Here is a 12,224-nt window from a genome sequence, read left to right on the forward strand (position 1 = left end):
TAATCCCCTTTTATTATTTTATTTTAATTCTGGCCACATTCCTTTATTAGCCTCAATTAAAGCATCTAATACTTTACGAGCTTTTTTACCATCATTGATTAAACGATTTAAAGTAAATGCCATTAATGCTTTTTGATATGAATTTTCAAAATAAGCATCAACAATTAATTTTTCACAAGAAACTTGGTTTACTAACAATCCTAAATAAAATTGTGGAATATTACCTACACGCATTGGTCTTGGTCCATTAATTCCTAATTCACAAACGACTTCAACCATAGCATCATCCTGCATATTAGCGATTGCTCCATTGTTTTCAACAATTAAAATATGACGAGTATTTTTATTATATGCGATTGCTTCAGCTACATTGATCATCATTTCTGCATGGGCATCACTAATATCATCGAATTTATCACCTAAAACACCCGCAGCTATAACTTCACGACATTCATCAAAAACTCGTTTTTCACGTCCTGCCATTACTTCGTCAGCTCTAGTAAAATTAGGATCTAAATGTGCTGCTTTATAATCTGGATATAAATAATATTGATCATATGTGTTTGGTAAAAAATCTGGAAAATCATTCATTAAAGTTTCAACCATACCATAAGTATCCAACCAAGATTGATCTCTTTGTTCCGCATCTTGTGGTAAGAAGCCATTTTTCTTAATTAATTCTCTCAATTTTGGTAATAAATCTTCCCCTGTTTTAATATCGTATATATTAGTAAACCAGCCATAATGATTTAAACCAAAATATACAGGATCTAAATTTTCCCAATCACAACCTAATAAACGACTGCATGAACGAACAACATTTTCTGGTTGATCACAAATATTTAAAATTTTCTTATCATCAGGAAATTCTCTTCTTAATGCTTCAGCTACAATAGCAGCTGGATTTGAATAATTTAAGATCCAAGCTTCAGGTGCATAATTACGAATATCATGAACTGCTTTGATCATATCAACACATGATCTAAGTCCATAAGCCATTCCTCCTGCTCCACATGTTTCTTGTCCAATTAATCCCATGCTTAAAGGAATATGTTCATCTTTAGCACGCATTGGTAATCCCCCTGCACGCATTTGCATAAACACAAAATCCATTCCTTCATATGCTTCTTTAATATCAGTTGTATATGAGAAATCTAATTCAGGAAATTGTTCTTTAAATAAAATTTTTCCAAATTCACCAATTGGTTCTTGGCGCTCTGCATCAATATCAAATAAAACTAATTTTTTTAATGGGAACTGTTCTTTCATACGACAGAATGATTTTAAAAAACCTAATGTAAAGGTACTTCCTCCTCCAACAATACAAACACTATATTTTTTCATTTTTGTTTATCTCTCTTTCTACTTTTTCTGCTTTACTTTGACGGCCTATCAAGTACATATTTACTATCTCATAACACATTTATTTAAACAATACTTTGGCCTTGTTTGGGAATGAAAGCCCTAACTTGTTATTTGTGACATTAAATGTTATTTTTTTCAAATAATTATAATATATTTCAAAAAATAACTTTATTCATAAGTAAAAATTTAATTTTTAGACCATTTTGGTCTTTTTTTATTTGATAACACTATTTTGGTTTGATATAATCTAAGTGGGGATATTGACCTCTCCCAAAATTAATATCCCCTAATCACATATTTTCTGTAATCAAAATAGTAAAGAACCTCGTTATATTCACGAGGTTCTTTACTTAATAATATAAAAGTATACTAAACAAGCAATAATGAAACTATTAACGGAATTGTAAAGACACTGACCAGAGTAGTAATAAAGATACTTTTTGCTGCTAATTCAACATCTCCACCATATTCTTTAGCAAAAAGAACTGCACTATTAGCGACCGGCATTGCCAAATTAACCAAAGTAATTCCTTGAATCAATGGATCTTTGATAAAATATGCAATGATTGGAAAAACAGCAATTGGTAAAATAACTTGTTTAACAATCGTAAAGTAGTATAATCTTAATTCTGTGAACAACTCTTTAACTTTAATATTAGCTAAGGTTGCCCCAATGATCATCATTGCTAATGGTGTTGTCATGTCCCCAACCATACCACATGAATTAGCAATTACATCAGGAATTGGAATTTCTAAAAAATAAATAAATATTGCAATAATTGAAGCAACTACTCCGGGTGAAAGTAAATTTTTAGGATTTAATTTCATTTTTACATCATTCCCATAATTAATTAAAATAACGCCTAAAGTAAATACTTCTAAATTAAAAAGGATATTAAATAAAGCAGTATAAAAAACTGCGTCATTACCAAACAAGGCTTTCATAATTGGATACCCCATAAATCCAGTATTAGAAAAAATTGTCATAAACATGTATAATCCTTTTTGGTGCATTGGAATTCGCATTAATTTAACTAAAACAAAACTGATGACCGGTAAGGCCACATACACTGCTGTAGCAATTACTAAAGTATAAATGACCATACTCTTTTCACTAATCGATGTTGTACAAACAGATGAAAAAATAAGTGCTGGTGTAGTAATTGAAATAACAATAAAATTTAGTTTCGTATTTAATTCATCATTTAATATTTTCTTTTTTTGCATAAAATAACCAAGTCCAATAATTAAAAATAATTGAATCATTTGGTTAATAACTACCATAATATCCATGATAATCCCCCAATCTTTCATTGATAGAATCATACCACGATATTAATTAGTTTAGAATGATATTTGCAAATAATGAAAAAGACAATCACGAATATTAATAAATTTTATTGTATAATACTAGCAAGCTAAATTATAATGAATATTAATTGTAATAAAACAATAAGAAGGAGATACTATGGAAAGTATAAAAAATGATAAAAATAAGGTAAATACCAAAGAAGAAGACGAATTGGGTGAATTAGCATCTGGAATTCTTGAAATAATGGTTGATGGCTATGGATTTTTAAGACCTAAAAATTATACTCAAGAAAGTCGTGATATTTACATTTCCCAATCACAGATAAGACGCTTTAATTTAAAAAATGGCGATGAAATAGTTGGTCATGCACGTAATTCTAAAAATGGTGAACGATATAATGCACTTATGCGAGTTGATTTAGTTAACGGACAAAATCCAGATCAAGCAAAAAAAAGAATTGCTTTTGAATTTTTAACACCGATTTATCCTAATGAAAGAGTATATTTAGGTAAAGATAATGAACAATTATCAATGCGTCTAATTGACTTAATTTCTCCAATTGGAAAAGGTCAACGAGGAATTATTGTTGCACCACCAAAAGCTGGAAAAACGACATTACTAAAAGATATTGCTTTATCTGTATCAAAAAATTATCCAAACATCAAGATATTTATCTTACTTATTGATGAACGACCTGAAGAAGTAACCGATATTAAAGAAGCATTGGATGCTGATAATGTTGAAGTTATCTACTCTACTTTTGATGAAAAATCAGAAAGTCATATCAAAGTTGCACAAACTACCCTTGAACGAGCTAAACGCTTAACAGAACAAGGATATGATACAATGATCTTGTTAGACAGCTTAACACGATTAACTAGAGCAAATAATTTAACTGTTACCCCTTCAGGAAGGACCTTATCAGGTGGTCTAGATCCTGCATCATTTTATTTTCCTAAACGCTTATTTGGAGCTGCAAGAAATACACGTGAAGGTGGTAGTCTAACTATCTTAGCTACTGCTTTAATAGAAACAGGAAGTCGGATGGATGATATGGTTTATGAAGAATTTAAAGGTACTGGAAATATGGAACTAGTACTAAGCCGTAAATTACAAGAAAAGAGAATTTTTCCCGCGATTGACGTACAAAAATCCGGTACTCGTCGAGAAGATTTATTATTAAGCAAAGATGAATATGAAGCAATGCAAATAATTCGAAAATCTTTAGATCAAACTACGATCGAACAAGCAACTGATTCATTATTAAATATGTTTGAAAAAACTAAAGATAATGAAGTATTAATAAAAAATATTTTAGTTTCAACAAAACATCAAAAATAATATAGTTAGTTTTAGTTATTTACTTCTACATACTAACACACTTCTTTGAAATAATGAATTTCTGCTAAATCTGGTTGTGCAAGCATTAAGCTAACCAGATTTATTTATTTTTAATCTTATTTATTACCATAATACTAATTATACTAAAAAACGTAGCCTCATCATGATTCATTAGCTTTACTATTTCCTATAATTTTATTCTACTCTTGTTAAATAAAAAAAATCAAAACATTTATAACAATGTTTTAACTTTTGTGCAATTTATTTTGCTGATAATAGTAGTATGATAAAACAGTTGCTAAAAGGAAAGCAACAAAACCAAAAATAAATGGTAAGCGAGGATTAAATGTATAAAAGAAACCAGCCATCAAGGCACCTATAATTCCACCCAATGATTTTATCGCGTTGTAAAATCCCATTACAATACTACTATTAGTATCATTAGAACGGCTAGCTACTAAATCTTGAGTCACTGGTATAATGATTGCGTTCAATGCAAAGAAAATTATATTCATCACAATAAATATAATTATATTATTTGTTGCTAAAACCCCTAACATCGTAACACTACTCAACAATAAAATCAGCATTGACGATCTAGAAACATTAGTATTCTTAATGATCCATAAACAAATCGTACCATTAGCAACTAAAGAAATAATTCCAATTGCAGCCTTGATAATTCCATTATAACCTGATGTTAAATTATAAATATCTTTGATATAATAATTAAAACTTTGTTCAAAAGCAGTAAAACCAAGAAATGCAAGGCAGCAGATCGTAAACATAATTAAATATTTTTTATCTATAAATACTTTTGCTTGTTTAAATGAATTAAAAGGGTTTGCTTGTTTTATGAGCAGAGCAACTTTTTGTTTGACTGGTGAAACAACATCATTTTCACAAAAAAGATAAAAGAAAATACCACAGCTAGCTAAAGTAGCTGCTTGAACTGCAAAAGTTAAATCAATTGAGATTTCCCCAAGCATCCCCCCTATAAAATAACCAAAAGCAGCACAAACACTTGCAACTGTTGCTAAAACAGTTAGATTTTGACCCCTTTTTTCAGGTGGTGTAACATTAACGACATAGGTTAAAAAACTTACATAAGAACCTCCTGTAAAAACGCCTGAAAACATTCTTGCAAATATCACACTATTTTGTGAATTTGCTTGCCAAAACAAAACTTGACCAACTGCGTAACCAATACTACAGATCAACATCGTTGTTTTACTGTTAATTTGTTCATTTAATTTTCCCCAAAATGGTGAAAATAAAAAATTTAATCCCATCATTGCCCCAAATGCAACACCAAACATATAATCTCCCAGTTGAAGATTTTTTATTACTGTTGGAGTAATTGGATGAGCATAATTAGCGGCTAAATTAAAAAGTCCATTAATAATAAAGAACATTAATAATTTATTTTTATTCATCTTATCACCTACTTATTATATTGATTATAATTGAAAGAAAAATAGATAGCAATAATTCTTGCTATCTATTTTAATAACTTTTCTTTATATAGATTAATTTTATAATTCACTGTCTCAATATTCTTTTCCAACTCTTGTTGCTGCAATAATAATATTTCTTTCTGTTTCAAAAAAATTTCATATCGTTGATTAATCGTATTGTCACCTTCTTGACACAACTCAATATAATTTTTTATATATGCTATCGTCATTCCCGTTTTACGCATACACATAATTATGTCTAACCACGATAGATCATCATCATCATAAACTCTTTGATTGCTTTGATTCTTTTTTATTTTAGGTAGTAATCCTTCTTTTTCATAATATCTAAGTGTTGAAGCACTTAGATTGTACTTTTTAGTTACTTCTTTAATTGTATATTCCATTGGTCTCTTCCTTAACTTCTTCAATCATTTTCTTTAATTTATTAATTAAACAGCAGCATTCATATTGTTTATTAATTACCAAATCTTGATGAAATTCTAGAATATCCAGCAAAGTCATTTCTTCATCAATCAATTCTAAGATATCACTACTATTATATCCCATAGTAATCAATGTTTTGATTAGTGATATGACTGCTTGATCCCGGTAATTAAAGTTTGACGTTGTGGCGATTATTTTATTTTTTTGAAGTAGCAATAAAAGTTCTTGATTAATAACTATTTTATCCATGAAGTCGTCCTCCTAAGTTAAGCATACTACTTAAACCTAACTATAGGGCAAGCATTATTTAAATTATTTTTTCATACAATTCAAATAAGCCAAGATCAGAACCCCTAAAATCAAGATTTATTGCTCCCACATATGTATAACCACAACGCTCATATAGCTTGATTGCCGGCACATTGCCTTTACGAACATCTAAACGAATTGTTTTTACCCCATTATTTTTAGCTAATTCATCAGCATATTCTAATAATTTTTGAGCTATTTTTAATCCTTTAAATTGTGGATGAACAGCTAAAGTATGAATTACATAAACTTCATGATCTTGTGCATCTATCTTCCAAGCTGCTAATTGATAATTTTCTTCTTGGACATGATTAATAACAATACTCCCCACTATTTGATCATTTTGCCGCATTACATATAATTCTTTTTTTTCTATTCCAAAAATTGCTTCATCACGAGTTGGATAAATTCCTTTTTTCCAGCCAGGATAATTTACATTGGCTAGTAAATCGTCTACAACTGCTCCATATAACGCTTCGATCTCATTTACATCAGTTGCCCTTGCTAATTCTATATTCATCTTCATATCACTCCTTAAAGAAAAAACACATGATAACATGTGTCTAATCTACATATGAAATAACCATATGTCTATTTTTTCCTTCACCATGACTTTCTGTCTTAATATGTTCAAATCTAGAAAGTTCTTGATGCATTACTTTACGTTCATCAGCAGGCATTGGATCAAGCTTGATTTCAGCTTTCGTGCGCAATACTTGTTTTCCAAAACGTTTAGCCATTGATGCTACTTTTTTATAACGGTCTTCTTTATATCCGTTAATATCAACGCTAATTTCAAATCTTTTCTTAAAGGTATTGCTTACGGCATTTTTAACAATAAAGTTAATTGCACGTAGAATAACTCCAGCTTTTCCAATTAAGATAGAATTATTACTAGTATTAATATTACAGTAAATACGACCATCTTGTAGATAAGAAACTGTTTCCACTTCAAATCCCATATCTCCAATAAAACGACGAATATAACTTTCAATATATTCTTGGATCATTGGAATTGTATAACACTCAATTTCAGCTTTTTTAGTAAATAAAGTTTTTGTCTCACTAATTACTTCATAATTTAATTCATCAATTGTTACACCTAGTTCTTGACATGCTGTATTTACAGCATCTTGAACTGTTCTTGCCGTATATCTTTTCATATTTTCACCTACTTTTTATTTAGAAAATTAGTAGTTGTTGATTCAACTTCCTTTTTTGCTTTCTCAATATGGAATAATTGAATATATACTGTTCTTATGATATTAATAACATTTGTTGTAATCCAGTACAACGACATTGCTGCAGGCATTGTAGCAGCTAAGTAAACAATGAAGATCGTCATTACATTGTTCATTGTATTCATCGACTTCATTTGTTGACTAGGACGATATTTTGGTGAGCGTTTTGCCATTATTTGAGTAATTTGCATTGCAAAGAATTGTGTTCCTGCAACTAAAACCAATAAAACAATATACGCAATATCCAAATCCATAATATGGCTGATTGGCTTAGCCCCTAAATTAATTCCAAAAATATATGTAGAATATAATATATCAATTCTTTGTACTGCTTGCCACATTGCAAACATGATTGGTAATGTAAGGAATGTTGCAAATGATCCAAACATACTTACATTATTCTTTTTATATAAATTTTGAATCTCTGCATTTTGACGCATTTGTGAAGCTTGATCTTTACGCCCTTTATACTTACGTTGAATCTTTTCCATCTCTGGTTGTAATAATTGCATTTTTTGCGTTGAGACGGTTGATTTGATCATAATAGGTAAAGTGATAATATTAACGATAATTGTAACCCCAATTACCCCAAAAGCTACATTTCCTACATAATCATTAATGAATAAGATTCCTTTAGCTAAAGGAATTACAAAGATAAAATCAAACCACCCTGCATCAAATGACCAAGGAGTTGAACTTGTAATTGCCCTAGAAGCAATTAATTTACCGTTTGCATCAAGATTTTGTGCACATCCTGTCAAGATAGCAACTAGGAAAACTAAACAAAATACTTTTAAGATTTTTTTAGTCTTGTTATCTAACACCATTTATTTTTCCATCCTTTTTAATATTTTTTTATATAAATATTTTAGCTCATTTAGATTAGAATTGAAATCTAAATCTAAATATTTATTTCTAATAATAACTATATAATCATAATTATCATCGAAATTAATTGTTTGTTGAAGCATCATTCTGACTTGACGTTTAATTTTGTTACGAATTACTGCTTTTCCAAGTTTTTTGCTTACTGATATCCCAATTCGAGCATGATCTAAATCATTTTTTAGGTAATATATAATGAAAGAACGATTAGCCATACTTTGTTTTTTCTTAATAATACGGCTAAAATCTTCATTTTTTCGTACTCTAAATTCTTTTTTCATAAATTTTTAGAAAAAAAACCCACCGTAAAGTGGATTTTTCTTAAGCAGATAAGACTTTTCTTCCTCTTTTACGGCGACGTGCAAGTACTTTTCTTCCTCCTACAGTAGCCATTCTAGCTCTAAAACCATGAGTTTTTGATCTTTTTCTCTTATTTGGTTGATATGTTCTTTTCATTAATTACACCTCCAAAATTTTTTATACTTTTATACAAATAACATATGCCTCACCATTTTATATGAAAAAGCTCGTTAAGTCAATGAAATTACGGGAAAAAGTATAATTAGGAAAATCTAACATTTTACAAATCTCACAAAATAATGTGAATTTTAAAAAATCTTTTTAGACAAATTTATTAATTCAGATTTATTAAAATAGTTTATATTGTACAAAAGTCACATTAAATTGTGCTTTTCTTTTTGCTATTAAGAATAAAAAAACCTTAATTTATAAGGATTTTCTTGATTTTCGATAAAAAGTAACATTATTTTGTGACTTCTTTCTCGACGAATCTTGCTAATTAATCATAAATTAACCTAAACTTCACACAACTTATGCACAAAGTCATACCCTTATTTTTTACTATGTGAATAAATGTGAAAAACTCTCAAAGTGCTTGGAATAACAAATATGCTATTGTGAGTTTATTATGAACAGTAGTTTCTAGATAACTAGATAGCCACATTTTTCACATTCACATAAATCTTTATGCACAAGTAAAGTTGTGAATATTGTGAATTTCTAATAAAAACCTACGGAAATGTAACAATTATTGTGAATAACTTTGTGAACACTCTTTTTTAACTGTTTTTATCCTTTAAATTTACATTTTATTAACTTATAATGAGGTTTGCGGAGGTTAAAAAATGAGCGATAATAGTAAGATTTGGCAATTATGCCTCGACACTTTAGAAAAACAAAATTTGCCAGAAGAACGTAAAATCGATAAAGTAATCATGGAATCTGTTTTTCGAAGTGCAAAAATAGCATCCATTAACAATAACAAAGTTATTATTACAACCCCATTTTCATTTAATGTTGAAACAATTAAAAATAACCAAAAAGACATTGAAGATATTCTTTCTGGGATGTTAGCTTCATCAATTAATCTTGAAATCGTTGGTGAAGAAGACTTTAAAAAATCTGTTGCCGTTAAACAAGAAACGCCATTTAGAGATAATCTGAATCGTACCTTGACATTTGATAACTTTGTTGTAGGAAGTTCTAATCGCATGGCACAAAATGCAGCTCTATTAGTATCTACTAATCCGGGTTCTAATTTTAATCCACTGTTTATTTATAGTAATCCTGGATTAGGTAAGACCCATCTATTAAATGCAATTGGAAATTATGCAAAAGAAGTAAATCCAGCGCTTAGAATTCGTTATATTACAAGTAAAGATTTTGTTGATGAAGTTATTGGGGCAATGAAAGGCCGTGATGGTGATGAAATCTATGATAAGTATAAAAATCTCGATATTTTATTAATTGATGATATTCAATTTTTATTCAATAAAGAAAAAAGCAGCGAGATATTTTTCCACATTTTTAATGAATTAATTAATAATAATAAACAAATTGTTATTACAAGTGATAAGATGCCTGAAGAATTACAAGGAATTGAATCACGTTTAATCAGCCGTTTCAATTCAGGATTAAGTTTCGGAATTGATCCGCCAGAATTTGAAACAGCTCGCGCTATCTTAGAAAAAAAGATAGAAAATCTTGATAATCCTTCTTTAATTATTCAAGATGATGTTGTTGATTTTATGGCTAATCATTATTGTAAAGATATTCGTAGTCTTGAAGGGGCTTTAAAACGTCTTTTCTTCTGTAGCATTATGAATCATACTAATAATATTGATATGGCTTTTGCATTAGAATCTTTTAAAGATGATAAAATTGTTCAAAATCCAAAGAGTTCCCTAACTAAAGAAAGTATTTTAAAAACAACTGCAGAATTCTATTATCTGACAATCAGTCAGCTAATTTCAAAAAACAAGACACGTAAATTAACAACCCCAAGAGAAATGTGTATGTATTTAATGCGGGAATTATTAGATATTACTTTTGCTGAAATTGGGGCTACTTTTAGCAATCGAGATCATTCAACAGTAATGAAAGCATGTGCTCGCGTAGAAACTAAAATCAAGAAAGATTCTGACTACAAATTAGCAATAAATAAGTTAAAAGACAAATTAGGTATCGTTTAGACACAAAACTACCACAAATTGCACACATAGTTATACACATAAAAAACACTGATTATATCAGCTTATTTAATGCTTATGCACAATATTCACACTATAATAATATTAATAGCATTATTTTAAATAATTATATATAATTAGTCACAAGGAGGAAATTTATGAATTTTAAAATAAAACGACTTAAATTATTAAATGCTCTTGCTAAAGCAACTAAAGCAGTTTCAATTCGAAGTCCCTTACCAGTATTGACTGGAATTAAGTTTGATTTACAAGACGATTGTTTAATTCTAACTGGTAGTGATTCTGACATTACAATTCAAACTAAAATTGAAAAAGATGAAGATTTAACGATTTATCAAACTGGTGGGGTAGTTTTAAATTCTCGTTATATCTTAGATATTGTTCGTAAGATTGATAGTGATGAAATTAAAATTGAGATTTTAGATGGTGCTTTAACTAGAATTTCGGGAGCAACTTCTAAATTTGACTTAAATGGTACTGATGTTTTAGATTATCCACGAATTGATTTATCAAAAACTGGAACAAAAGTATTATTAAATGCACTATCTTTAAAAGATATTATTTCACAGACCAAATTTGCTGCTAGTGATAAAGAGCACAAACCAATTTTAACAGGAATCAACTTTAAAGCAGGAAATCGTCAATTAGAATGTACAGCAACGGATAGCTATCGTCTAGCTAAGAAAATTGTATCTTTAGATGAAGACGTTACTTTCAATATTACAATTCCTCAAAAATCTTTAGATGAAATTTCAAAAATTATTGAACGTGATGAAATGATTGAAATGTATGTTTCTGATCGTAAAGTCCTTTATGTGTTTGATAATAATATTATTCAAACACGATTAATTGATGGAACTTTCCCAGATACTAATCGTTTAATTCCTGATGCTTTTGATTATGAACTAGATTTAGATGCTCATTATCTATTAAATGCTATTGATCGTGTTTCATTACTAACAAATGAACAAAATAATATTATTAAATTAGATATGTCTGATGAAAAAGTCGTCCTATCATCATATATGCAAGAAATCGGTTCTGTAGAAGAAATTTTAGATAAATCTTTTTATAAAGGAACACCAATAAGTATCTCATTTAGTTCAAAATATGCAACTGATGCAATTAGAGCTTTTAATGAACCAAAAATTAAAATTTTATTTACTGGAGAAATGAAACCTTTTATTATTAAAGATTTTGAAAAAGATGATGTAATTCAATTAGTTTTACCAGTAAGAACTTTCTAAGCTACATTATGTAGCTTTTTTTTTCGTGAAAGTATTTTTTTACTAGTTGTTTTATTTATATGTGGATAAATTTTAAATATGAGCGAATTTTAATAAAAAATAAGATTTTA

13 protein-coding genes are annotated in these 12,224 nt (G+C 28.9%); 3 read left to right on the top strand and 10 right to left on the bottom strand.

What is annotated here, in order from left to right; all coding sequences use genetic code 11:
* Nucleotides 1-18: 18 nt before the first annotated feature.
* Both KTF99_RS03475 and KTF99_RS03480 read right to left on the bottom strand, forming a co-directional pair.
* Nucleotides 19-1,344 (bottom strand): 6-phospho-alpha-glucosidase, encoded by a 1,326-nt coding sequence (locus tag KTF99_RS03475; protein ID WP_003535543.1) that lies wholly within the window; start codon nt 1,342-1,344, stop codon nt 19-21.
* A 390-nt stretch (nt 1,345-1,734) separates the two neighbouring features.
* On the bottom strand, nt 1,735-2,658 hold the full coding sequence (locus KTF99_RS03480; RefSeq protein WP_029482081.1) for an AEC family transporter: 924 nt from the start codon (nt 2,656-2,658) through the stop codon (nt 1,735-1,737).
* A 175-nt stretch (nt 2,659-2,833) separates the two neighbouring features.
* On the opposite strand from KTF99_RS03480, the gene rho reads away from it, so the two are divergent.
* Nucleotides 2,834-4,018, top strand: a complete 1,185-nt coding sequence (rho, locus tag KTF99_RS03485; RefSeq protein WP_003535540.1) for a transcription termination factor Rho — start codon at nt 2,834-2,836, stop codon at nt 4,016-4,018.
* Nucleotides 4,019-4,263: 245 nt separating this feature from the next.
* On the opposite strand, the gene KTF99_RS03490 is transcribed toward rho, so the two are convergent.
* From KTF99_RS03490 to rpmH, 8 genes are all read right to left on the bottom strand, one after another.
* Nucleotides 4,264-5,454: an MFS transporter gene (locus tag KTF99_RS03490; protein ID WP_003535538.1), complete on the bottom strand. Its 1,191-nt coding sequence runs from the start codon at nt 5,452-5,454 to the stop codon at nt 4,264-4,266.
* A gap of 65 nt (nt 5,455-5,519) precedes the next feature.
* Complete coding sequence (locus KTF99_RS03495) at nt 5,520-5,882, bottom strand: MerR family transcriptional regulator (protein WP_003535536.1); 363 nt, start codon at nt 5,880-5,882, stop codon at nt 5,520-5,522.
* The gene (locus tag KTF99_RS03500) at nt 5,866-6,171 is read right to left on the bottom strand and encodes a hypothetical protein (protein WP_003535534.1); all 306 of its coding nucleotides are present in this window, start codon (nt 6,169-6,171) and stop codon (nt 5,866-5,868) included. The genes KTF99_RS03495 and KTF99_RS03500 overlap by 17 nt, the downstream gene beginning before the upstream one ends.
* 58 nt (nt 6,172-6,229) lie before the next feature.
* On the bottom strand, nt 6,230-6,751 hold the full coding sequence (locus tag KTF99_RS03505) for a GNAT family N-acetyltransferase (RefSeq protein WP_003535532.1): 522 nt from the start codon (nt 6,749-6,751) through the stop codon (nt 6,230-6,232).
* 43 nt (nt 6,752-6,794) lie between these two features.
* The gene (gene jag, locus KTF99_RS03510) at nt 6,795-7,394 is read right to left on the bottom strand and encodes an RNA-binding cell elongation regulator Jag/EloR (RefSeq protein ID WP_003535530.1); all 600 of its coding nucleotides are present in this window, start codon (nt 7,392-7,394) and stop codon (nt 6,795-6,797) included.
* An 8-nt stretch (nt 7,395-7,402) separates the two neighbouring features.
* A complete protein-coding gene (locus KTF99_RS03515; RefSeq protein WP_003535528.1) occupies nt 7,403-8,299 on the bottom strand; it encodes a YidC/Oxa1 family membrane protein insertase in 897 nt (298 codons plus the stop codon).
* Nucleotides 8,300-8,638, bottom strand: coding sequence for a ribonuclease P protein component (rnpA, locus tag KTF99_RS03520; RefSeq protein WP_003535526.1), 339 nt, complete (start codon nt 8,636-8,638; stop codon nt 8,300-8,302).
* Between the two features lie 40 nt (nt 8,639-8,678).
* Nucleotides 8,679-8,813 carry a 50S ribosomal protein L34 gene (gene rpmH, locus KTF99_RS03525; protein ID WP_003535525.1) on the bottom strand — a complete coding sequence of 45 codons (135 nt, stop codon included), beginning with the start codon at nt 8,811-8,813 and terminating at the stop codon, nt 8,679-8,681.
* A 689-nt stretch (nt 8,814-9,502) separates the two neighbouring features.
* Between rpmH and dnaA the strand changes: the two genes are divergently transcribed.
* A complete protein-coding gene (dnaA, locus tag KTF99_RS03530) occupies nt 9,503-10,849 on the top strand; it encodes a chromosomal replication initiator protein DnaA (protein ID WP_217215451.1) in 1,347 nt (448 codons plus the stop codon).
* Nucleotides 10,850-11,004: 155 nt separating this feature from the next.
* Nucleotides 11,005-12,114, top strand: a complete 1,110-nt coding sequence (dnaN, locus tag KTF99_RS03535; RefSeq protein WP_003535521.1) for a DNA polymerase III subunit beta — start codon at nt 11,005-11,007, stop codon at nt 12,112-12,114.
* Nucleotides 12,115-12,224 lie beyond the last annotated feature (110 nt).

This window comes from Erysipelatoclostridium sp. MSK.7.34, assembly GCF_019041935.1.
GTDB classification, from domain to species: domain Bacteria; phylum Bacillota_I; class Bacilli_A; order Erysipelotrichales; family Coprobacillaceae; genus Thomasclavelia; species Thomasclavelia ramosa.

Bases quoted from the DNA above. Each gene is read 5' to 3' on its own strand.
- KTF99_RS03475 (WP_003535543.1), bottom strand. From the start codon at position 1,344: ATGAAAAAATATAGTGTTTGTATTGTTGGAGGAGGAAGTACCTTTACA.
- KTF99_RS03480 (WP_029482081.1), bottom strand. From the start codon at position 2,658: ATGGATATTATGGTAGTTATTAACCAAATGATTCAATTATTTTTAATT.
- rho (WP_003535540.1), top strand. From the start codon at position 2,834: ATGGAAAGTATAAAAAATGATAAAAATAAGGTAAATACCAAAGAAGAA.
- KTF99_RS03490 (WP_003535538.1), bottom strand. From the start codon at position 5,454: ATGAATAAAAATAAATTATTAATGTTCTTTATTATTAATGGACTTTTT.
- KTF99_RS03495 (WP_003535536.1), bottom strand. From the start codon at position 5,882: ATGGAATATACAATTAAAGAAGTAACTAAAAAGTACAATCTAAGTGCT.
- KTF99_RS03500 (WP_003535534.1), bottom strand. From the start codon at position 6,171: ATGGATAAAATAGTTATTAATCAAGAACTTTTATTGCTACTTCAAAAA.
- KTF99_RS03505 (WP_003535532.1), bottom strand. From the start codon at position 6,751: ATGAATATAGAATTAGCAAGGGCAACTGATGTAAATGAGATCGAAGCG.
- jag (WP_003535530.1), bottom strand. From the start codon at position 7,394: ATGAAAAGATATACGGCAAGAACAGTTCAAGATGCTGTAAATACAGCA.
- KTF99_RS03515 (WP_003535528.1), bottom strand. From the start codon at position 8,299: ATGGTGTTAGATAACAAGACTAAAAAAATCTTAAAAGTATTTTGTTTA.
- rnpA (WP_003535526.1), bottom strand. From the start codon at position 8,638: ATGAAAAAAGAATTTAGAGTACGAAAAAATGAAGATTTTAGCCGTATT.
- rpmH (WP_003535525.1), bottom strand. From the start codon at position 8,813: ATGAAAAGAACATATCAACCAAATAAGAGAAAAAGATCAAAAACTCAT.
- dnaA (WP_217215451.1), top strand. From the start codon at position 9,503: ATGAGCGATAATAGTAAGATTTGGCAATTATGCCTCGACACTTTAGAA.
- dnaN (WP_003535521.1), top strand. From the start codon at position 11,005: ATGAATTTTAAAATAAAACGACTTAAATTATTAAATGCTCTTGCTAAA.